Annotated in this window: 19 protein-coding genes; 8 read left to right on the top strand and 11 right to left on the bottom strand. The window is 62.0% G+C overall.

Going from position 1 to position 19072, the window contains the following annotated elements:
- Positions 1 to 6 precede the first annotated feature (6 nt).
- Positions 7 to 3123, bottom strand: a complete 3117-nt coding sequence (locus tag AC0Z42_RS07850) for a bifunctional diguanylate cyclase/phosphodiesterase (protein WP_485467668.1) — start codon at positions 3121 to 3123, stop codon at positions 7 to 9.
- 248 nt (positions 3124 to 3371) lie between these two features.
- Here AC0Z42_RS07850 and AC0Z42_RS07845 point away from each other — a divergent pair, with 248 nt between their 5' ends.
- On the top strand, positions 3372 to 3878 hold the full coding sequence (locus tag AC0Z42_RS07845; protein WP_312434231.1) for a DUF1993 domain-containing protein: 507 nt from the start codon (positions 3372 to 3374) through the stop codon (positions 3876 to 3878).
- A gap of 11 nt (positions 3879 to 3889) precedes the next feature.
- Here AC0Z42_RS07845 and AC0Z42_RS07840 read toward each other — a convergent pair whose 3' ends face one another.
- The gene (locus AC0Z42_RS07840; RefSeq protein ID WP_485467667.1) at positions 3890 to 4081 is read right to left on the bottom strand and encodes a DUF1289 domain-containing protein; all 192 of its coding nucleotides are present in this window, start codon (positions 4079 to 4081) and stop codon (positions 3890 to 3892) included.
- A 1-nt stretch (position 4082) separates the two neighbouring features.
- Positions 4083 to 4655 carry a DUF1415 domain-containing protein gene (locus AC0Z42_RS07835; protein ID WP_485467666.1) on the bottom strand — a complete coding sequence of 191 codons (573 nt, stop codon included), beginning with the start codon at positions 4653 to 4655 and terminating at the stop codon, positions 4083 to 4085.
- A gap of 317 nt (positions 4656 to 4972) precedes the next feature.
- Between AC0Z42_RS07835 and AC0Z42_RS07830 the strand changes: the two genes are divergently transcribed.
- From AC0Z42_RS07830 to AC0Z42_RS07815, 4 genes are all read left to right on the top strand, one after another.
- Complete coding sequence (locus AC0Z42_RS07830; RefSeq protein ID WP_485467665.1) at positions 4973 to 6385, top strand: transglycosylase SLT domain-containing protein; 1413 nt, start codon at positions 4973 to 4975, stop codon at positions 6383 to 6385.
- A 202-nt stretch (positions 6386 to 6587) separates the two neighbouring features.
- Complete coding sequence (locus AC0Z42_RS07825) at positions 6588 to 6866, top strand: hypothetical protein (protein WP_485467664.1); 279 nt, start codon at positions 6588 to 6590, stop codon at positions 6864 to 6866.
- A 4-nt stretch (positions 6867 to 6870) separates the two neighbouring features.
- Positions 6871 to 7392, top strand: a complete 522-nt coding sequence (locus AC0Z42_RS07820) for a helix-turn-helix transcriptional regulator (protein WP_485467663.1) — start codon at positions 6871 to 6873, stop codon at positions 7390 to 7392.
- Positions 7393 to 7740: 348 nt separating this feature from the next.
- Positions 7741 to 9147 (top strand): DEAD/DEAH box helicase, encoded by a 1407-nt coding sequence (locus tag AC0Z42_RS07815; protein WP_485467662.1) that lies wholly within the window; start codon positions 7741 to 7743, stop codon positions 9145 to 9147.
- 86 nt (positions 9148 to 9233) lie between these two features.
- Here the strand turns inward: AC0Z42_RS07815 and AC0Z42_RS07810 are convergent, their stop codons facing one another.
- The 3 genes from AC0Z42_RS07810 to AC0Z42_RS07800 all read right to left on the bottom strand — a co-directional run bounded on the left by AC0Z42_RS07810 (position 9234) and on the right by AC0Z42_RS07800 (position 10414).
- On the bottom strand, positions 9234 to 9692 hold the full coding sequence (locus AC0Z42_RS07810) for an acyl-CoA thioesterase (RefSeq protein WP_485467661.1): 459 nt from the start codon (positions 9690 to 9692) through the stop codon (positions 9234 to 9236).
- Positions 9693 to 9777: 85 nt separating this feature from the next.
- Positions 9778 to 10146, bottom strand: coding sequence for a hypothetical protein (locus AC0Z42_RS07805; RefSeq protein WP_485467660.1), 369 nt, complete (start codon positions 10144 to 10146; stop codon positions 9778 to 9780).
- Between the two features lie 130 nt (positions 10147 to 10276).
- Positions 10277 to 10414 carry a hypothetical protein gene (locus AC0Z42_RS07800; protein ID WP_485467659.1) on the bottom strand — a complete coding sequence of 46 codons (138 nt, stop codon included), beginning with the start codon at positions 10412 to 10414 and terminating at the stop codon, positions 10277 to 10279.
- 455 nt (positions 10415 to 10869) lie between these two features.
- Here AC0Z42_RS07800 and AC0Z42_RS07795 point away from each other — a divergent pair, with 455 nt between their 5' ends.
- The 3 genes from AC0Z42_RS07795 (at position 10870) to AC0Z42_RS07785 (ending at position 14381) form a co-directional block, all read left to right on the top strand.
- The gene (locus AC0Z42_RS07795) at positions 10870 to 12078 is read left to right on the top strand and encodes a glycosyltransferase (RefSeq protein ID WP_485467658.1); all 1209 of its coding nucleotides are present in this window, start codon (positions 10870 to 10872) and stop codon (positions 12076 to 12078) included.
- A 221-nt stretch (positions 12079 to 12299) separates the two neighbouring features.
- A complete protein-coding gene (locus AC0Z42_RS07790; RefSeq protein WP_485467657.1) occupies positions 12300 to 13286 on the top strand; it encodes an EDSAP-1 family PEP-CTERM protein in 987 nt (328 codons plus the stop codon).
- A 102-nt stretch (positions 13287 to 13388) separates the two neighbouring features.
- A complete protein-coding gene (locus AC0Z42_RS07785; protein WP_485467656.1) occupies positions 13389 to 14381 on the top strand; it encodes an EDSAP-1 family PEP-CTERM protein in 993 nt (330 codons plus the stop codon).
- 16 nt (positions 14382 to 14397) lie between these two features.
- On the opposite strand, the gene AC0Z42_RS07780 is transcribed toward AC0Z42_RS07785, so the two are convergent.
- From AC0Z42_RS07780 to AC0Z42_RS07760, 5 genes are all read right to left on the bottom strand, one after another.
- The gene (locus AC0Z42_RS07780) at positions 14398 to 15078 is read right to left on the bottom strand and encodes an acyltransferase (protein WP_485467655.1); all 681 of its coding nucleotides are present in this window, start codon (positions 15076 to 15078) and stop codon (positions 14398 to 14400) included.
- 2 nt (positions 15079 to 15080) lie between these two features.
- Positions 15081 to 16187 carry a nitroreductase family protein gene (locus AC0Z42_RS07775; RefSeq protein ID WP_485467654.1) on the bottom strand — a complete coding sequence of 369 codons (1107 nt, stop codon included), beginning with the start codon at positions 16185 to 16187 and terminating at the stop codon, positions 15081 to 15083.
- Positions 16187 to 17056, bottom strand: a complete 870-nt coding sequence (locus AC0Z42_RS07770; protein ID WP_485467653.1) for a ThiF family adenylyltransferase — start codon at positions 17054 to 17056, stop codon at positions 16187 to 16189. The genes AC0Z42_RS07775 and AC0Z42_RS07770 overlap by 1 nt, the downstream gene beginning before the upstream one ends.
- Before the next feature lie 104 nt (positions 17057 to 17160).
- Positions 17161 to 18702, bottom strand: a complete 1542-nt coding sequence (locus tag AC0Z42_RS07765) for a methyl-accepting chemotaxis protein (RefSeq protein ID WP_485467652.1) — start codon at positions 18700 to 18702, stop codon at positions 17161 to 17163.
- A 142-nt stretch (positions 18703 to 18844) separates the two neighbouring features.
- Positions 18845 to 19042: a hypothetical protein gene (locus AC0Z42_RS07760; protein WP_308925517.1), complete on the bottom strand. Its 198-nt coding sequence runs from the start codon at positions 19040 to 19042 to the stop codon at positions 18845 to 18847.
- Positions 19043 to 19072: the final 30 nt, after the last annotated feature.

The following is a 19072-nucleotide window of genomic DNA, read 5'->3' as shown; positions in this document are numbered from 1 at the left end:
CAGTGCTCAGTGATCGCGCCAGCGCTCGACTATATCCTGTGCCAGCACCGGCCGGCTATAAAAATAGCCTTGCGCCAGCCGGCAGCCATGGCGCAACAGGAAGGCGGCCTGCTCCTGCGTCTCCACGCCTTCGGCAATCACCGACAGCTGCATGCTCTTGCCCAGCTGGATAATGGCAATCGCGATGGCTTCGTCGTTGGCGTCGCGCGAGATGTCCTTGATGAAGGAGCGGTCGATTTTCAAGGTCTGCACCGGCAATTGCTTCAGGTAAGCGAGCGAGGAATAACCGGTGCCGAAGTCGTCGATGGCCAGGCCCACGCCGATGGCGTGCAGGTCGTTGATGTAGCCAAGCGCGTCGCCAGTGTTCATGATCACCGATTCCGTCACTTCCAGCTGCAGCCGCTGCGGCGCCAGCCCCGTTTCGCGCAGGATGTCGGCCACCACGCCGGCCATGCTGCCGCGCTCGAACTGCTTGACCGACAGGTTGACGGCCATCTTCGGCACATGCAGTCCCTGCGCCTGCCAGCGCATCATCTGGCGGCAGGCTTCGTCGAGCACCCATTTGCCCAGCTGGTTGATATAGCCGCTGTCCTCGGCCAGCGGAATGAAGCGGGCCGGCGCAATCAAGCCCAGTTCAGGGTGGTTCCAGCGCACCAGCGCCTCGACGCCGATCAAACGGCCTGTGTCGATTTCCACCTGCGGCTGGTAATTGAGGAAGATCTCGTTCTTTTCGATCGAGCGGCGCAAGAATGTTTCCAGGCGCAGCCGTTCGATCCCTTCGCCGGTCATCGACGGCGCATAGAAACGGTAACCGTTGCGCCCGCGCGCCTTGGCCTGGTACATGGCCACGTCGGCATTGCGGATCAACATGTTCAGGTCCTGCGCATCATCCGGGAACAGGCTCACGCCCACGCTGCAGGTGACGAACAACTCGTGGCTGGCTACCAGGAACGGCTGCTCGAACATGCTGACCAGTTTTTCCGCCACTTGGGTCGCGCCGTACTGGCCGCCGACGTTTTCCAGCAGCACGATGAATTCATCGCCGCCCAGGCGCGCCAGGGTATCGCCTTCGCGCAGCCGCGCCGACAGTTGCGCCGCCACCTGCTGCAGCAATTCATCGCCGATATGGTGGCCCAGGGTGTCGTTCACATTCTTGAAGCGGTCCAGGTCGATGAACAGGATGGCCAGCTGCTCGCCATCGCGCGTCGCGCGCAGCAGGGCGTGCTGCAAGCGGTCATGGAACAGCAGGCGGTTCGGCAGCGCCGTGAGCGGATCGTGGTGCGCCAGATGATCGAGCTTTTCCTGCGCCTGCTTGACCTGGGTGATATCGCTGCACACGCCGACGTAATGGGTGGTCAGTGCATGCGTGTCGCGCACCGCGCTGATGGTCAGCCATTCCAGGTATATCTCGCCATTCTTGCGCCGGCGCCATACCTCGCCGCGCCAGAAGCCGGTAGCGATCAGCTCATCCCACATGGCCTGGTAGAACGCTTCGTCGTGGCGTTCTGAGCGCGTCAGCGAAGAATGCTTGCCGATCGCTTCGGCCTCGGTATAGCCGGTGATCTGCGTGAAGGCGGGATTGACGGCAACGATCACGTCCTCGACATCGACCACCATCACGGCGTCGGCGATATGTTCGAGCACGGTGGCCGACAGGCGCAGCTTTTCCTCGGCTTCCTTGCGCGCGGTAATGTCGGCATAGACCCAGATGCTGCCTTCGCCGGGGCGCAGCGGATCGAGCGCGCAGCCGCTCACCAGCGCCCAGAACAGGCTGCCGTCCTGGCGCCGGTAGTGGCGTTCTTCGCTGAAGTCGCCGCCTTCCGCCAGTGCCGGATACTGGCGCTCGCCGGCTTTTTCGAAATCGTACAGGGTCGGAAACACGATGGCCGTCGAGCTGCCCGTCATGCCGTCATGACCATAGCCGAACAGCTCTTCGCAGCGGCGGTTGACGGAAACGATGCGGCGGTGACGCACGAACATCACGCCGAACATCACATTATCGAGAATCGCGCTTTGCTCGGTCAGCAGCGCCTCGATGCGCATTTCGTGGTGCTTGCGCTGGCTGATGTCGGCAATGATGCCGTCGACCCAGACCTGCCCTGCGCTGCCGGCCTGCGGCTGGCCATTTTCCGCCACCCAGCGCTCGGTGCCGGTGGCGTCGATGATGCGGTATTCCAGCGCATACGCGCGCATCTCGCCGACCGCCTGCTTGACAGCGCGGCGGTGCGTGCGGCGATCCTCCGGGCAGATCAGGTCGACCCAGGCATGGGTGTTGCCGCGCATCAATTGCACCGCCGTATAGCCGGCGATGTCTTCGATGGCGTCGCTGATGAACTCGATGGGTCCATCGGGACGATAGCGGAACACGGCGCCCGGCACTTGCGTGACGATGGTGCGGAAGCGCTCCTCGCGCTGGCCGACGTCTTCGAACAGCTGGCGGATAGCGGCGCGCATCTGTTCCAGCTGGGCGGCCAGCCGGCCCAGCTCATCGTTGCCGCCCGCTTCCAGGCGCGTATCGAAGTCGCCATGCGACAGGCGGTCGGAAAAACGCATCAGACGGCGCAGCGGCACCAGCAGGCGGCGGTTCATGAACAGCACGATCAGCGCCGTCGAGATGGCCAGCTGGGCGCCCAGCACGAACACATAGGCGATCTGCTTTTCGCGCAATTCCTGCTGGCTGCGCGCATCGTCCATTTCCACCACCACATGGCCGATGCGCTCGCCGCGCACGGCAATATCGCGTTCGGCGCGGTAGACATTGCCGACCGGGCGCTGCGGCGCCTGCAGGCGCATGAATTCGGTGTCGGCCTGGCCCACCACCTGCACCAGCAGCACGGCGCGGTCGCGCATCACCGATTCGACCAGCGACTGGGCCGATTCGGCATTCATGTTCCACAAGGACTCCTGCATGCCCAGCGCCAGGATATCGGCATTGCGCTGCAGCGCTTCATTGAGGCTGGTGCGCGCCGACTGGCGCTCGTGCACGCCGACCAGCAGATAGCTGCCGATCAGGGCCGGTATCACCAGCCCGCCCAGCACCACCAGCAGCAAAGCGCCATAGATCGAGGAGCCATACAGGGTGCGAAGGCTGGCCAGCCAGCGGCGATGGGGGGAATTAGCCATGCAGGCGCAGGCCAGGGTAAGTCTTGCAAACGGTCATCGGATGGTAGCGGGAGGTTACGGGAAGCGAACGGCGGGAGGAATTTTCCAAAGGCAATTATGCATGGAAAAAGCGCACAAAGTCACATCTGACGGCACAAGCGCCCGGAATATGTACCAGAAAACACACGCCGCGCCGACGTTTGCCTGCATGGCCAGCAGAAAAGACCGCGCCTTGCTATCATCGCGCCACTTTACCTAGAGGAACCACCATGACCTTCTCCATCCATTCCGCATCGATTCCCGTCTTCAAGCAAATCCTGGGCAGCCTGGCCGCCATCCTGGACAAGGCCGAAACGCATGCGCAAGACAAGAAAATCGATCCGAACGCGCTGCTGCAGTTCCGCCTGTTCCCGGACATGCTGCCGTTCGTGCGCCAGATCCAGATCGCCACCGATTTTGCCAAAGGCTGCGGCGCACGCCTGGCCGGCGTCGCCGTCCCTCCTTATGAAGATACGGAACAGAGCTTTGCCGAACTGAAGGCGCGCATCGTGAAAACCATTGCATTCCTGGAAAGCCTGCCGCAAGCGGACATCGAAGGCAGCGAAACGCGCGCCATTACCACTGGCAGCGGCGAGAAGACCAAGCACTTCACGGGCCAGACCTATCTGTTCCACTACGCGCTGCCGCATTTCTTCTTCCACGCCACCACCGCCTACGACATCCTGCGCCATAACGGTGTTGAAGTGGGCAAGAAAGATTTTATCGGCAGTTATTAATAGTAGAGGCGTCAGGTATTGCGGCGCGGGTAGCCCTGCGCCAATATCCGCACCCACACGGCTTCCTTCTGTTCCGGCGTCATCGACACCCAGTGCGCCACTTCCACCACGCTGCGGCCACAGCCGCGGCAGATTTCGTCAAAAGTGGTGGAACAGACGGCCACGCACGGCGTGTCGGGGCGCTCGGGCAACTCATCAGCCATCTCAAGCCACCTTCGCGATGCCGAGCTTTTCCCAGCCTTCCAGGCCCAGCTTTTCCAGGGTGGCGATATTCTTGTCGAAAATCTCGGACGCTTCCGGGAATGCTTCGACCGCGCGCTCGATACTGTCTTCGCGCAGCAGGTGCAGGGTCGGATAAGGCGAACGGTTGGTGAAGTTGCTGATATCGTCTTCGAACGTTTCGGCAAACTGGTAGTGCGGGTGGAAGCTGGCCACCTGCAACTCGCCGGCCAGGTGCATGTCTTCCACCGCCGCGTCGGCTACATCCAGAAATTCGTTGTAGTCGAGGAAATCATTCAGCGTGTACGGGTGGATCAGCAAGGTCGTGTCGATCTGCTCGGCACTGGTGTCGGCCAGGGTTTGCAGCTCGTCCATCAGCATCGCCAGCAGGTCTTCCGGATTGCTCGAATCGCACACGACATAGCGGATCTGTTTCTTCACGTGCACGGCCTTGGCAAACGGGCACAGATTCAGGCCGATCACGGCCTTTTCCAGCCAGTCGACGGTGTTGGCGATAATGACGGCGTGGTCGTCGTCGTGGCGTGGCGGGGTATTCATAAGCAGCACTCTCTATATCATGGGTGACCGGCAGGCACGGGCCGGCCAAAGCCAAATTGTACGCACTCTTTGCGCAGTCTCATACTTGGGTGCTGTCACGCTTGCGCCAAGCCATGGCCCAACTATGCTATAACAGCGGCCGAACACCCCATTGGGCAAATTTTATTGGTAATAATTGCATTATTTGCGAATGGAAACTTCCTTTCATGCTGTCATCAGGCTGACATAATTCTTGACTCCGGGATATGGATATACGTACACTCGCTGCTTGATCATGGGTCAGTCCGATGTTTCTTCGACGACAACAATGGAACACTATGCACGAAAACTCCTTTAAATCGACCGCGCTGGCGGCATTGGTCCTGGCCCTGGCGCCAGCCCTGAGCCAGGCGTACGAAGCCGGTGTTGAGAGCGATAACGCGCCAGTCGCCGCCACCGCAACGGCTTTGATTCCGATGACCGCCCAGGTCACGGCAAAACTCCCCACCCTCGACAACCGCCTGCAAAAGACCGATCGCCTGATGAAAAATCTCAGCGACAGTTCCGATCCGCTGCGCGAAGCCGATGTCTGGGGCCGCATCCGCAGCGGCTATGCGATTCCCGACCTGAACAACCAGCTGGTTGCCAACCACGTCAACTGGTACGCCACCCGCCCCGACCACCTGGCCCGCACCACGGCGCGCGCCTCGCGTTATATCTTCCACGTGGTGCAGGAACTGGAAAAGCGCGGCATGCCGACCGAACTGGCCTTGCTGCCGTTTATCGAGTCCGCCTTCAACCCGCAGGCCTTCTCCAGCGCCAGTGCAGCAGGCCTGTGGCAATTCGTGCCGGCCACCGGCCGCGATTTCAACCTCAAGCAAACCATGTTCAAGGACGACCGCCGCGGCGTGATCGCCTCGACCGATGCGGCGCTGACCTATCTGCAGCGCCTGTATGACATGTTTGGCGACTGGCAACTGGCGCTGGCCGCCTACAACTGGGGCGAAGGCTCGGTGCAGCGCGCCATCAAGAAAAACCAGTCGCTGGGCAAACCGACCGACTTCGAAAGCCTGGCCGACCTGATGCCGGCCGAAACCCGCAACTATGTACCCAAGCTGCAGGCGGTCAAGAACATCATCGCCAACCCGGCCCAGTATGGCCTGAGCCTGCCGGTGGTCGACAACCAGCCTTACTTCACGGCGATCGACAAGACCAGCGACATCGATATTACCGTCGCGGCCCAGCTGGCGGAACTGTCGACCGACGAATTCAAGGCCTTGAATCCGCAATTCAACCGCCCTGTGATCATCGGCGGCGAAAAGACCAAGATCCTGCTGCCGCAGGAAAACGCCGCCAAGTTCACCACCAATCTGGCGCAATGGGGCCATGCCCTGTCGAGCTGGACCACGCACAAGATCACCAATGCGCGTGAACGCATCGAAACGCTGGCGTCGAAATTCGGCACCACGGCCGACGTGCTGCGCCAGGCGAACAATATTCCCCAGCGCATGCGCCTGCGCGCCGGCTCGACCATCCTGGTGCCCAAGACCTCGGCAACGATGAACATGAACATCACCCAGGAAATCGCCGACAACGCCACCATGCTGTTCGAAGCGGATCGTCCGGAACGTGCATTGAAGAATGCCCGCCGCGCCGTCAAGGGTGGCAAGGTGCAGGCGGCGCCGATCTCGCTGGTCAAGCCGCGCATCCAGCGTGGCGGCGGCAACAGCCGTGCCAAGGCACGCCACTGACCCTGCTTGCTTTACCGCTGAAGCCACCGGCCGCCACAGCCTAGCTGTCGCGGCCGGTTTTGCATTGTCCACCCCATTTACATTTGGCGGCTTTTCGCAAGTGATGGCGGTCATTCCAGCAGTAGGCTGAGGCAGTGGCGGCCGGCATATCGCGGTTGTCACTTGACAACCACAATCATTTCGACTACCTTGGAGACATGCCATGGCGCGCTCCTCGCACCCCAAAAAGGACATCGAAGCAGCGCTGCGTCACGCGGAAAGCCAGGGCTGGCGCGTGGAGATGGGCGGCAGCCATGCCTGGGGCAAGATGTACTGCCCCTGGAACGATGCCGAATGCCGCTGCGGCGAGTTTTGCATCGCCTGCATCTGGAGCACGCCGAAAAACGCCACCAACCACGCGCGGGCGTTGCGCCGGGTAGTCGATCACTGTATCGCGCAAAAAGTGATCCTCGATATCATGTACAAGAAACCGCAAAGGTGAAAGCATGGACTATATCTTCACCCTCAAATACCGCTTGCCGGAGCAGGAAACCGACCTTGATGCGCTGGCCGAACGGCTGGGCAGCGGCGGCTGCGATGACGCCCTGCTGGGCCTGGGCCAGCCAGCCCGGCTGGCGCTGGAATTCACGCGCGACGCCGGCAGCGCCCGGCTAGCGTTGCTGAGCGCCATGGCCGACGTCAAGGCCGCCATTCCCGGCGCCACGCTGGTCGAGGCGGCGCCCGATTTCGTCGGCCTGAGTGACGTGGCGCACGTGCTGGGACTGACCCGGCAGAACATGCATAAGCTGATGAACAAATACCGCCACAGTTTCCCCGCCCCCGTGCACGAAGGCAGCACTTCCATCTGGCGCCTGGCGCAAGTTCTGTCCTGGCTGCAGGCCAAGGGCGGTTATGCGTTGGAAGACAGCCTGGTCGAACTGGCGCAGGCTACCATGCAGGTCAATCTCGCCAGGGATGCGGCAATCGCCTCTGCGTTGCCAGCCGATATCGTGGTCATGCTGCGCTAGTGCGGCTTTTTACTACAGGAATGACACAAATCCCGGTATCTGCCGCAGGCCTGTCCATTTAGAACGTGCAGAACCGTGGAAAATACGGTATAGTGTCGTTGTGCGCTGCAATATATTCCCTGCCGCAGCAAGATGCACTATAAATTTAGCAGCTTCGCAAGCCTTAGCGCATCCTCAGGATGCCGCTTATTAAAGCCCTCCCGCCTTGTGTGTCGCACCTGACACCGTCCCGGCGCAAAGCTTTTGTGCCGAAATTTCTTTTTAGTTGAGTCATTTCGTTTTGGTTGGCGTTGCTATTTTGCGTTCTGCTTTTTGCAAGAACGCTGATTTTCACGAAAGAAAAAAAGAATGACATTTGAATCCTTAGGCCTGCATCCGTCCATCATCGCCGCTCTGACCGAATCGGGCTATACCGCGCCAACCGCGGTACAGTTGCAAGCGATTCCTGCCGCGATCGAAGGCCGTGACCTGCTGGTCTCGTCGCAGACCGGTTCGGGCAAGACCGCAGCATTCATGCTGCCGTCGCTGCACAAACTGGCCAGCGCCGAACAAAGCGCCGCCGGCAAGACGCCGAACCAGGAAATGCAAGCTTCGCGCGCCCGTGGCGAGCGTCCACGCTTCAAGGCTGCCCAGCCAAAAATGCTGGTGCTGACCCCGACCCGCGAACTGGCCCTGCAGGTAACCACCAATACCGACAAATACAGCACCGGCATCCGCCGCATCAAGGCTGTGTCGATCCTGGGCGGCATGCCTTACCCGAAACAGATGCAATTGCTGGCCAAGAACCCGGAAATCCTGGTAGCTACCCCAGGCCGTCTGATCGACCACATGGATTCGGGCAAGATCGACTTCTCGCAACTGGAAATCCTGGTGCTGGACGAAGCTGACCGCATGCTGGACATGGGCTTTATCGACGACATCGAAAAAATCGTCGACGCCACGCCAGAAGGCCGCCAGACCATGCTGTTCTCGGCAACCCTGGATGGCGTCGTCGGCAACATGGCGCGCCGCATCACGAAAAACCCGCTGGTCATCCAGATCGCCGGTTCGTCGAACAAGCACGAAAACATCACCCAGCGCGTGCACTTCGTCGACGACCTGTCGCACAAGAATCGCCTGCTGGACCATCTGCTGCGCGATGAAACGCTGGACCAGGCTGTTGTGTTTACCGCTACCAAGCGTGACGCCGACACCATTGCCGACCGCCTGAACATCGCCGGTTTCTCGGCTGCCGCCTTGCACGGCGACATGCACCAGGGCGCGCGTAACCGCACCCTGGACGGCATGCGCCGCGGCCAGGTCAAGGTGCTGGTTGCCACCGACGTTGCCGCCCGCGGCATCGACGTGCCAACGATCACCCACGTGTTCAACTACGACCTGCCGAAGTTCCCGGAAGACTACGTCCACCGCATCGGCCGTACCGGCCGTGCTGGCCGCAATGGCCTGGCGATCTCGCTGGTGAACCACGCTGAAGGCATGAACGTCAAGCGCATCGAACGCTTCACCAAGCAATTGATCCCGGTCAATGTCATCGAAGGCTTCGAGCCGAAGAAAACCGCCTCGGCACCACGTTCGAGCGCGCGTCCAGGTGGCTGGAAACCAGGCGACAACCGTGGCGGCGCCAAGCCAGGCCAACGCACGTTCAGCAAGCCGGGCGCACCACGCAAGGATGGCGCACCGAGCACCGGTGGTGGCTACAAGGGTTCGAACCCGCGTACCACCGACGGCGCACGCCGCAGCTACGGCGACCGTTAATCACGGATCGCTCCAGCTTGGCTAGCGAGCACTGAAAACGGCCACCAGATCGCTCTGGTGGCCGTTTTTTCATGCCCGCGCAGTGTTTATTTCCTGGACACCTTCTGGCGCGACAGCTTGCGCAGCTTGGCCTGCTCGAAGCGCACCTTCTGCTCGTCCGTCTCCAGCGCCAACGGCGGTACCGCCACCGGCTTGCGGTTGGCGTCGACGGCCACCATGGTGAAATAACAGCTGTTGGCATGGCGCACCAGGCGCTGCTGGATGTTTTCCGTAACCACGCGAATCCCCACTTCCATCGAGGTAGTACCGGTGTAATTGATCGACGCCAGGAACGTCACCAGTTCGCCCACGTGGATCGGCTGCAGGAACATCACCTGGTCGACCGACAGGGTCACCACATAGCTGCCCGAATAGCGGCTGGCGCAGGCGTAGGCGACGCTGTCGAGGTATTTCAAAATGGTGCCGCCGTGTACGTTACCTGAAAAGTTGGCCATATCGGGCGTCATCAGGACCGTCATCGTCAGTTCGTGGGCCGACCAGTTCATCGCGCTGTCCAAAGTGTTCTCCAAGGGGAAGGTAAAAGGGATGGGGGATATGAAAACCGGCCCCAGGGGCCGGTGGTTGCAGGCCTTACAGGCCCAGCGTATCGATGTCGGCCAGCGAGTCGCGGCCCTTGTCGGAAATGTCGTGGCCTTCGCCATCGGTTCGTGCCACGATATGGGCCTTCTTGCCCAGGAAATACGCCACTTCGGTGTCGAGCTTGGCCAGTGGATCGGCCGCGACGGCGCGCAAGCCCATGATGCAGCGGCGCAGGAACAACAGCTCTTGCGCCTTGTCGGTGATGGACAGACGGCCATCCCTGGCATAGCTGAGCAGCTTCAGGCCGGACAGGCGCTTGGCATTGCGGGCAACGCAAGCGCTCGGGCGCTCGGTCTTGATGCCGCGTGCGACCTGCTCCAGCGCGTCATATTCATCGGTAGTTAATTTCTCGTTCTTCATTGCGTTTCCATAAAAGGCCAGGTGTTCGGCCCCCATGGTACGCGCCCCGCTGCGCATCGGCAACAGGCAAGGTGATTCAGTGGCCGCGCGCACTGCGCCTGGCCAGCTGAAATGGCATCAAGGCGAGGTGTTATTTTAAGGTACGCAACAGCAGCCAGGCCAGGCCGCAACCGGCCACGGCGCCCGTCAAGGCCAGCGCCAGCAAGCTTTTGCTGTCGAGCACAGGGCGGCGGCCCAGGTAGATTTTGTTATGCAGGGAATTGCCCATGATGGTCTCCTGTAGCAGAATTATTGTGATGTCTCATTATAAGAACAGAATCGTGACGCCCGCGTGACACACGGCAGTTCGCCACTGTTTTGTATGCACAAGCGTGCGCTTTGCGGCGTCTGTGTTGTTTTATTGGCGCGACATGCATCACGCCGCATCGCCATCAGTGCATCTTGACTGGCGGCTGCGGCGGAGTGGGTTCTTCAATCGGCACCGGATCGATGTCGGGCATTTTTTCCGGTGGCGGCGTCAAAGGGTCACCTTCCGGTGGCGGAACACTGTCCGGTTCAGGGGTGCTGTGGGCATGGAAATGAGGGTGTTGGTTTAAAGGGTACATGGTTTTCCTCCTTGTCCACCACTGTAGCGCAGGCCGGAAAATCCTGGCGCGCAAAGCGCAGCGGGAACCAATCTGTATCCTGTTGCTCTAACAGTGCATCCCGGCAAACGGAGCACCGATGCATCGCAAGAAAATTCTCTTTGTCGCCGAGGCCGTCACCCTGGCCCATGTAGGCCGTCCGCTGACCTTGGCGCAGGGCCTGGACCATGCGCACTACGAGGTGCATTTCGCCTGTGCCGATGGCTACGACTTCTGCTTTCAGGATAGCTCGTTGCAGCGCTGGCGCATCCACAGCATCACATCGCGGCAATTCCTGCAGGCCCTGGCGCAAGGCAAGCCCGTGTATGACGAAACCACCTTGCAGGCCTATGTGGACGACGACCTGCGCCTGCTCGATGCGGTGCGGCCCGATCTGGTGATCGGCGACTTTCGCCTGTCGCTGTCGGTCAGCGCCCGGCTGCGCCAGATTCCCTACATTACCATCACCAATGCTTATTGGAGTCCCCATGTGCGCCAGCATTACACGGTGCCCAGCCTGCCGCTGACGCGCATTCTGCCGGTCTGGCTGGCCAATCCCCTGTTCCGTTTGATACGCCCGCTGGCTTTTGCCAGCCATGCCGTGCCCCTGAACCGCGTGCGCCGCCGCCATGGCCTGCCCTCGCTGGGCAGCGACTTGCGCCGCATCTATACCGATGCCGACCAGACCCTCTACGCTGATATACCGCAGCTGTTTCCGCCGCTGGCCATGCCCGCCCATCACGGCTACCTGGGCGCCGTCGTCTGGGCGCCACCGATGGCGCTGCCGCCGTGGTGGCAAGGGCCGGAACTGGACCAGGGCAAGCCCTTGCTGTACGTCACACTGGGCAGCTCCGGCCAGTCGCAACTGCTGCCACGCGTGCTGCATGCGCTGTCGGCCTTGCCGGTCACCGTGATGGCCGCCACCGCCGGCACCATCGAACTGGGTAGCGTGCCGCCGAACGCCCGTGTGGCGCCCTTCCTGCCCGGCGACGCAGCGGCGCGGCGCGCCAGCCTGGTGATCTGCAATGGCGGCAGCCCCACCAGCCAGCAAGCGCTGACGGCGGGCGTGCCGGTGATCGGCATCGCCGGCAACCTCGATCAATTCCTCAATATGCACGGCATCTTCGCGGCCGGCGCCGGCCAGTTGCTGCGCGCCGACCGCTACAACGACGATGCCTTGCGCCAGGCCGTCATGCACTTGCTCGACGACAAGCAAGCCCGGCAGGCAGCACAGCAATTGGCGGCCGCCTTCGGCGCCTGTTCGCCGCATGCATGCCTGCAGGAGCGCATGCGCATCCTGCTTCCCTGACCTGGCTGGCTGGCTGGCTGGCTGGCTGGCAGCAGCGTCGGCATTTTTTACAGCCGACCGCACAAACCTTGCCACGTCTCAACAACGATATCGCAAGTGCTTGATTTACAAGTACAAACCACACTTGGCATGAAAGTCGCTATGGAAGGCTCATGAGCACCTGCCCGCAGGACTCAAACCAGACTTCCCTCTTGTCCACTCCATGCTGTGAGGTAACCCAAATGAAACTATCTCAACTGAAATTGCTCCCGGCCGCAGCGGCGCTGGCCATGCTGTGTGCGGCTGGCGGCGCGCAGGCAGGCGCTTACGGCTATTCCTACGACAACATCTTCGGCCTGACCATCACCAATCCGACCGGTGTCGTCACCGTGGCCAGCACCACCAATATCTCGCGCAGCACCTCCACCCTGAACGGCGTGAGCGTCATCAATGGTGGCTCCGGCAGCCTCGATTCACCGCAATCGGGCGTCGGCGCCGTCACCAATGGCGAGAACAACTTCACCCAGCAAGGTCCGACCGGCACCTATGCGCGTGGCGACGCGCAGATCGTCAGCACCCAGTTCCCGCCCTTCCCTGTCGGCGCGACCAGTACCCAGGCCACCAACGTCGCGGAGGCGCATCTCGACACGGCCGGCACCGCCGACGCCTCGGGCCGCAACGGTTCGACCACCGGTTTTTCCGTCGTCTTCGTGGTCGGTTCGCCAACGGCCAACCTCGCCTTCAACTTCCTCGCCAATCCTTTCATGCAAGTGTTCCTGAACAACGATGTGGGGCTGGGCTCGTCGTCGACGGCCAATCTGGTGGTGACCTTCAGCATCACCAATGCGACGGGCGCCACCGTGTTCAACTGGGCGCCGGACGGTACGGTCGGCTCCGGCATCTCGGGCGGCACGGAGACGGCCGATGGCGCCAACCTGAACACCAATCTGTCGACCAACTTCCTCACGCGGGGCAACCTGTTTACCTACGACCCCACCGGTTGCGGCACACCGACCGGCACCGGCATCGGCACGGCTTGCGGCGGCACCTTCACGGCGCTGACCAACGCCCTGGCGGCAGGCAGCTATACCTTGACCCTCAATGCGGTGGAAAGCGTTGACCTGGTGAAAGTGGCGGCCGTGCCGGAACCGGGCACGCTGGCCTTGCTGGGCCTGGGCCTGGCCGGCCTGTGCTATGCCAGCCGCCGCAAAATCACTGCCGCAACTTGACTGCGGCAATAAAGGGCGAGGACTTCCTCGCCCTTTTGTCGGCTTTTTTTACAAGCGCACCTGGTCCCCGGGCGCTGCACGAGCAACATGATGAGGATTTCCATGACACTGCTTTCCCGCACGCTTTTACCCGCCGCCCTGAGCCTCGCGGGCCTGTTGATGGCAGGCGCCAGCGGTGGCGCGCAAGCTTCGGCCTACGCTTATTCCTACAATAATATTTTCGGCCTGACCGTCAGCAATCCGACCGGGTCCATCTCGGTGGCGGGCAATACCGACATTTCACGCTCCACCGCCACGCTCAATGGCAACAGCATCATCCGTGGAGGCAATGGCTTTGTCGATGCCCCGCAATCGGCATTGGGCGCGGTGACCATGGGACAAAACAATTTTACGCAGCAAGGCCTGGGCAATGCCTCGTATTCGCGCGGCGATGCGCAGATCATCAGCTCACAGATACCGCCGTTTCCGGCAGGCGCGACCAGCACCCACTCCGTCAACGCCGCCGAAGCTTTTTTGTTCGATAACGGCAGCGCCGACGCTTCGGGGCGCAACGGCTCGAACACCGGTCTGTCGGTCAATCTGGTGGTCGGTGCGCCGGGCGCCACCATCCTGTTCAACTTCCAGGCGGCGCCGTTCATGCAAGCGTATCTCGATGCGCTGGCCGGGCCCGCTTCCGCATCGAACAGCAATATGTCGGTCAGTTTTACCATCACCAACTCGGTAGGGCAAAACGTCTTCAACTGGTCGCCCGACGGTACCGTCGGTTCCGGCATTTTTGGCGGCACGGAACTGGCCGACGCCGCCGACCTCAATATCAGCTATTCGGCCAATACTGTCACCGCCGGCAATATGCTCACTTACGACCCGCTGGGCTGCGGCGCGCCGACGGGCAATGGCGGCGGCACCAGTTGTGGCGGCGCCTACACGGCGCTGACGGAGAACTTGGTGGCAGGCAACTATACCCTGACCTTGAACACCGTCAACAGCGCCGACCTGAACATCGTGCCGCGCGTGGTGCAGGTCAGCGAACCGGGAACGCTGGCCTTGCTGGGGCTGGGCCTGCTGGGCCTGTGCCTGCGCCTTCGAGGACAGTGACCGTACCGCGCCAGCCTCACGCCGCTGTGCCGGCGGTCTTTCTTTTGAGCGAGCGCGCCGGTATGCCACCCCATATTTCACCAGCGCCCACCACGCTGCCCTTGGTCAGCACGGCACCGACCGAAATGATGGCGCCGTCGCCAATGCGCGTGCCAGCCATGATGACCGCATGCGCGCCGATGGTTACGCCGCTGCCGATCACCACCGGCAGCAATTCGAGCCGCTCGCCTTCGATCACATGGGCAAATACCACCGCATCGTGGCCGACGATGCTGTCGCTGCCGATCGTCGTCAACGGTGGATCGAGCAGCGCACCAGCGCTGTAGGTATTGCTCCCCAGCCTGGCACCGAGCGCCAGGTAGACCAGGCGCAACAGGGGCAAGGGCAGGAAATGCGTGCGAATCAGGGAATTGAACAGCAGCAAATAAAACAGGATGTTCAGGTTGGCCGCAAATTCGGCGCGCGAACCGGGCGCGGCGGCGCCTTCGCGCAGCGGCAGCACACGCAGGCACAGCCGGTAAATCGCAAACGCGAACAGATAGATCAGCAGCACGGCGGCAAACACCACGGCGACACCGCGAAACTCGCCCAGCGGCAATAACCCCAGCAGCCATACCGCGCTGGCAATGCCCAGTAGCAGGATTAATGCCAGCAGGCACAGGAACACCACGATTTCTTTGCCACCAATCTTGCGCATGCTTACTCCCCCACCCCAGGCCCAGGCGCCACGATCAGCTCCTGCAATGGCCGCCGAAGCGAACGCGCCAGAGCCGGCGCACCGGCGCCGATACGGCCCAAAAAAAACGCCCGTTCGGCATGTTCCTCGCCAAGCAAGGTGCGGGTTTGCACGGCCAGCTCCTGCGCGAGCTCGTGCAAGCCTTCGGTACGCGAGAACAGGCGCCGCTCGCGCACATAGCGGGCAAAGATCAGCGGCGTCAGTTCCGGCTGCATCTGCAATCCCAGCTCGGTGGCCGTCAGCCAGAAGCGCTGCATGGCGCGCCCGGCGGCCACGTAATCGTCGATATGGCGTGGCGGCGACTCGGCCAGCAGCACGAAATGCGCGGCGCAGTACCAGCCGGGCAGCAAGTCCATCTGCAGCCGCGGCGCCACAGTGCCGGCCAGCCAGGTATTGAAAAAATCCACCCGGCGCCAGCTGCGCATGATCCAGCGCATCAGTTTCGCCGTCATGGCATCGACGCCGAGCGCCTGGTCAGGCATGCGGTCGACGCTGTAGCGGGCATTCCATTCGATCACGTCGCAGTGCACCTGGTGCGCCTCGGGCATGATCAGGCGCAACCGGGCATTGTTGAACATCAGCCGTGCGGCGGCGAAGCGCGTGCGCGGGCCTTCCAGCCACAGCACGCCAAAGCCGGCGGGCAGGCTGGCCGCCAGTGCCGCCTTTTCGCTGACGCGCAGGCTGCGCGTGCTGAGCTTGCGACGCTGCACCGTGCGCTGCGGCAGGAACGCCGCCAGCGGATCGGGCGCCAGGCCAGGCGCATCGACAAACGCCACCTCAAAGGTGGGCAAATGCTCGGGCATGCCGGCGCGCCGCAGGGCTTGCATGCGCAGGCCATGGCGGCTGGCCGCCAGCGCCAGGCTCTCGAGCAGCGCACCGAGCGACAACTGGCTGGGATGGCCGTCAAGGTCGTACACGCAATGCTCGCGCGTATCGAAACCATGCACCACCACCTGGCGCGCGCCGCATACCTCGAAGCGCCATGGCTGGGTGTTGTCGCCACTGGGCGCCCAGCGCGCCTGTTCGAGGATGTCTTCCAGCACGGCGTCGATCGGGAAGGTAATTGCCATCAGCCGCCCTTCCCGGCGCGGCGCCGCTTGATGATGGCCATCGCCAGGCGCTGCAAGGGGTGGCGGTTGCCGCCCGGACGCCAGGTATGCACCATCTTGTTGCGGTAGGCATCGAAATGCATGCCGTGCGGCGCGGCCATCACCTTGCCGCGCCCCAGCAGGATCTTCAGCGCCTCGGTGGCCGCCGCACCCGCGCACAACTGGCAACCCATGATGGTCGATGGCCCGCGTTGCTCCTTGAGGTTGATGGCGGACGGGTCTACCAGGTAGGGGCCGTGCAGGCCGGCCGGTGCCAGCCCCACCAGGAAACGCAGCGCCTTTTCATCGTCCGGCCGGTCGCCCCAGCCAAAGTAGTCTTCAAACGTCATTTTGCCTGGCAGGAAGCTGAGCACGGCCGTCCCCATGCCCAGCGGCGCAGCGGTGATCGATGGAATGCCCAATTGCGCACACATGGCAAAGGTTGCCTGGCGCGCGGAAAAGGCAAAGAAATCGAGGCCGTCTACATACAGGTCGACGCCATCGAAGAAATCGGCCAGGTTGCCGTCATTGATACCTTCCGGGAACTGCCTGATCTCCAGTTCGGGATTGATGTCGCGCGCCATGCGCGCCAGCACGTCCACCTTGGGCTGGCTCAGGGTCGACACCATGGCGCCGGCCTGACGGTTGAAATTGGCAATATCGAAAGTGTCGAAATCAGCGATATGAAACGCGCCGATGCCCAGCCGCGCCAGCGTCAACAGGTGCACCCCGCCGACGCCGCCCATGCCGGCAATCGCCACCCGCTTGCCGCGCAAGCTGTCCTGTTCCGCCCGGGTGACCCATCCGAGGTTGCGGGCAAATGCCGCGTGATAAGAAAAACCGTCTGCCATGCTTACCTTTCTTGATGTCCCGCAAATACATGCTCAAGGACCAAGAAAGTTTTGACAAACGTTCAGCTAAAAAGTTCCGGAAAACACAGAAAAATCAGGGCAGCTTAGCGCAGCAGGCGCGACGACGCGTCTACCTTGAACACACTGACCAGTTGCGCCAGCCCGGCCGCCTGCTGATTCATGGCCTGCGCTGCCGCCGACGCCTGCTCCACCAGCGCCGAATTTTGCTGGGTCATGTTGTCCATCTCGACGATCGCATGGTTGATCTGCTCGATGCCGCTGCTTTGCTCGCTGCTGGCCGAGGAAATCTCGGCCACGATATCGGTGACCTGCTGCACGCTGGTGACCACCCTGGCCATGGTTTCACCGGCCAACGCCACCAGCTTTTCACCGGCACCGACCTGCTCGGCGGAACTGTCGATCAGTTGCTTGATCTCCCTGGCGGCCTGGCTGGACCGCTGCGCCAGGTTGCGCACCTCGCTGGCGACCACGGCAAACCCCCTGCCCTGTTCGCCAGCGCGCGCCGCCTCCACGGCCGCGTTCAAGGCCAGGATATTGGTCTGGAAGGCGATGCCGTCGATCACGCTGATGATGTCGCCGATTTTCTTCGACGAGGCGTTGATGGCGCCCATGGTCTCGACCACCTGGCCCACCACGCCGCCGGCCTGGCTGGCCACTTGCGAGGCGGAAATGGCCAGCTGGTTGGCCTGGCGCGCATTGTCCGCATTCTGGCGCACGGTCGAGGTCATCTCTTCCATCGTCGAGGCGGTCTCTTCCAGCGAACCGGCCTGCTGCTCCGTGCGCGCCGACAAATCCTGGTTGCCGGAGGCAATTTCACCGGATGCGGCCGAGATCGACTCGGCATCGTTGCGCACCTGGCTGACCAGGTGGGCCAGCTTGTCGCGCATGGCCTTGATTGCCATTAACAAACTATCGGTGTCGCCGGCGCGCGTGTGCACCGGCGTGGTCAGGTCGCCGCCGGCAATTTGCGCGACGATGCCGGCAGCATAGTCGGGTTCGCCACCGAGCTGGCCCAATATGCGGCGCAGCATCAGCGCCGCCAGCGCACCCACCACCAGCATCAGCGCCACGCCGATCACCAGCAGCACCCGCGCCTGGGCCCAGAACCTGGTATTGATGTCGTCGATATAGGTGCCGGTGCCGATCAGCCAGTCCCACGGCGCGAACTTGATCACCGCATACATTTTCGCCACCGGCTCGGTCACGCCCGGGCGGGTACCATCGGCCTGCACCACGCCGATACGGTGCTGCGCAAGCGCGGCGCGATAGCGATCACCGGACTCCTTCATGTTTTTTTGCGGCACGCCGATGCGCGACGCCTTCGGATGCACATACAGCAAATCGGTGCTGTAGTCGCGCACGAAATAATACATCTCGTCCTTGACGAAGCTGCCCACGGCCAGCTTGGCCTGCTGCTGGGCCTGCTCACGCGTCAGCTTGCCCGATTGCTCCAGCGCGTAGGCTTTTTCCACCGCAGCGTTGGCCAGTTCGACCAGCACCGTCAGTTGCCCGACGCGCTCGTCCATCATGGTCTGGCGCAACGAGTAAAGGGAGAAGGAAGCGATCAGGACTATGCCGAGCAAGGTGCTGAAACATAGGGAAAGGATGCGTGAACGGAGTGTCATGGACTGTGCTTGCAAAATGAGGAAATTGCTCAATAAAAACATTTTCAGAAAAGCAAAACGGGCGGCGCTACCGGGCTGGTGCCCGGCAGGCACCGCCCGCAATGGTTGCTACTGAAGCAGGCCTCGCGTTGAGGCTTATTCTTCAGGCCAACGCTTCCTTGGCCGCCTCTTCCGGCGTCAGGCCATCGTAGAACTGGTCGGTAAACCACTCGACCTGCTCTTCGATATGCTCCTGCGCCTGTTCCACCGTGGCGCCGCCTGCGACTAAAAAGCCTTCGACTTCGATACACCAGTTAATCAATTCCAGGGTTTCCGGATCGAGTTCTTCTTTCTTGGCCATCTTGCGCTTTCTGAGAGTTCGTTTGCCATC

This window comes from Janthinobacterium sp. 1L-D-8-B-C4 (assembly GCF_057291295.1).
The sequence above is the reverse complement of the archived record's forward strand: the minus strand, read 5'-3'. Positions and strand labels throughout refer to the sequence as shown.

Excerpts from the sequence above, each read along its gene's own strand:
- AC0Z42_RS07850 (WP_485467668.1), bottom strand. The coding sequence starts at position 3,123 with ATGGCTAATTCCCCCCATCGCCGCTGGCTGGCCAGCCTTCGCACCCTG.
- AC0Z42_RS07845 (WP_312434231.1), top strand. The coding sequence starts at position 3,372 with ATGACCTTCTCCATCCATTCCGCATCGATTCCCGTCTTCAAGCAAATC.
- AC0Z42_RS07840 (WP_485467667.1), bottom strand. The coding sequence starts at position 4,081 with ATGGCTGATGAGTTGCCCGAGCGCCCCGACACGCCGTGCGTGGCCGTC.
- AC0Z42_RS07835 (WP_485467666.1), bottom strand. The coding sequence starts at position 4,655 with ATGAATACCCCGCCACGCCACGACGACGACCACGCCGTCATTATCGCC.
- AC0Z42_RS07830 (WP_485467665.1), top strand. The coding sequence starts at position 4,973 with ATGCACGAAAACTCCTTTAAATCGACCGCGCTGGCGGCATTGGTCCTG.
- AC0Z42_RS07825 (WP_485467664.1), top strand. The coding sequence starts at position 6,588 with ATGGCGCGCTCCTCGCACCCCAAAAAGGACATCGAAGCAGCGCTGCGT.
- AC0Z42_RS07820 (WP_485467663.1), top strand. The coding sequence starts at position 6,871 with ATGGACTATATCTTCACCCTCAAATACCGCTTGCCGGAGCAGGAAACC.
- AC0Z42_RS07815 (WP_485467662.1), top strand. The coding sequence starts at position 7,741 with ATGACATTTGAATCCTTAGGCCTGCATCCGTCCATCATCGCCGCTCTG.
- AC0Z42_RS07810 (WP_485467661.1), bottom strand. The coding sequence starts at position 9,692 with ATGAACTGGTCGGCCCACGAACTGACGATGACGGTCCTGATGACGCCC.
- AC0Z42_RS07805 (WP_485467660.1), bottom strand. The coding sequence starts at position 10,146 with ATGAAGAACGAGAAATTAACTACCGATGAATATGACGCGCTGGAGCAG.
- AC0Z42_RS07800 (WP_485467659.1), bottom strand. The coding sequence starts at position 10,414 with ATGGGCAATTCCCTGCATAACAAAATCTACCTGGGCCGCCGCCCTGTG.
- AC0Z42_RS07795 (WP_485467658.1), top strand. The coding sequence starts at position 10,870 with ATGCATCGCAAGAAAATTCTCTTTGTCGCCGAGGCCGTCACCCTGGCC.
- AC0Z42_RS07790 (WP_485467657.1), top strand. The coding sequence starts at position 12,300 with ATGAAACTATCTCAACTGAAATTGCTCCCGGCCGCAGCGGCGCTGGCC.
- AC0Z42_RS07785 (WP_485467656.1), top strand. The coding sequence starts at position 13,389 with ATGACACTGCTTTCCCGCACGCTTTTACCCGCCGCCCTGAGCCTCGCG.
- AC0Z42_RS07780 (WP_485467655.1), bottom strand. The coding sequence starts at position 15,078 with ATGCGCAAGATTGGTGGCAAAGAAATCGTGGTGTTCCTGTGCCTGCTG.
- AC0Z42_RS07775 (WP_485467654.1), bottom strand. The coding sequence starts at position 16,187 with ATGGCAATTACCTTCCCGATCGACGCCGTGCTGGAAGACATCCTCGAA.
- AC0Z42_RS07770 (WP_485467653.1), bottom strand. The coding sequence starts at position 17,056 with ATGGCAGACGGTTTTTCTTATCACGCGGCATTTGCCCGCAACCTCGGA.
- AC0Z42_RS07765 (WP_485467652.1), bottom strand. The coding sequence starts at position 18,702 with ATGACACTCCGTTCACGCATCCTTTCCCTATGTTTCAGCACCTTGCTC.
- AC0Z42_RS07760 (WP_308925517.1), bottom strand. The coding sequence starts at position 19,042 with ATGGCCAAGAAAGAAGAACTCGATCCGGAAACCCTGGAATTGATTAAC.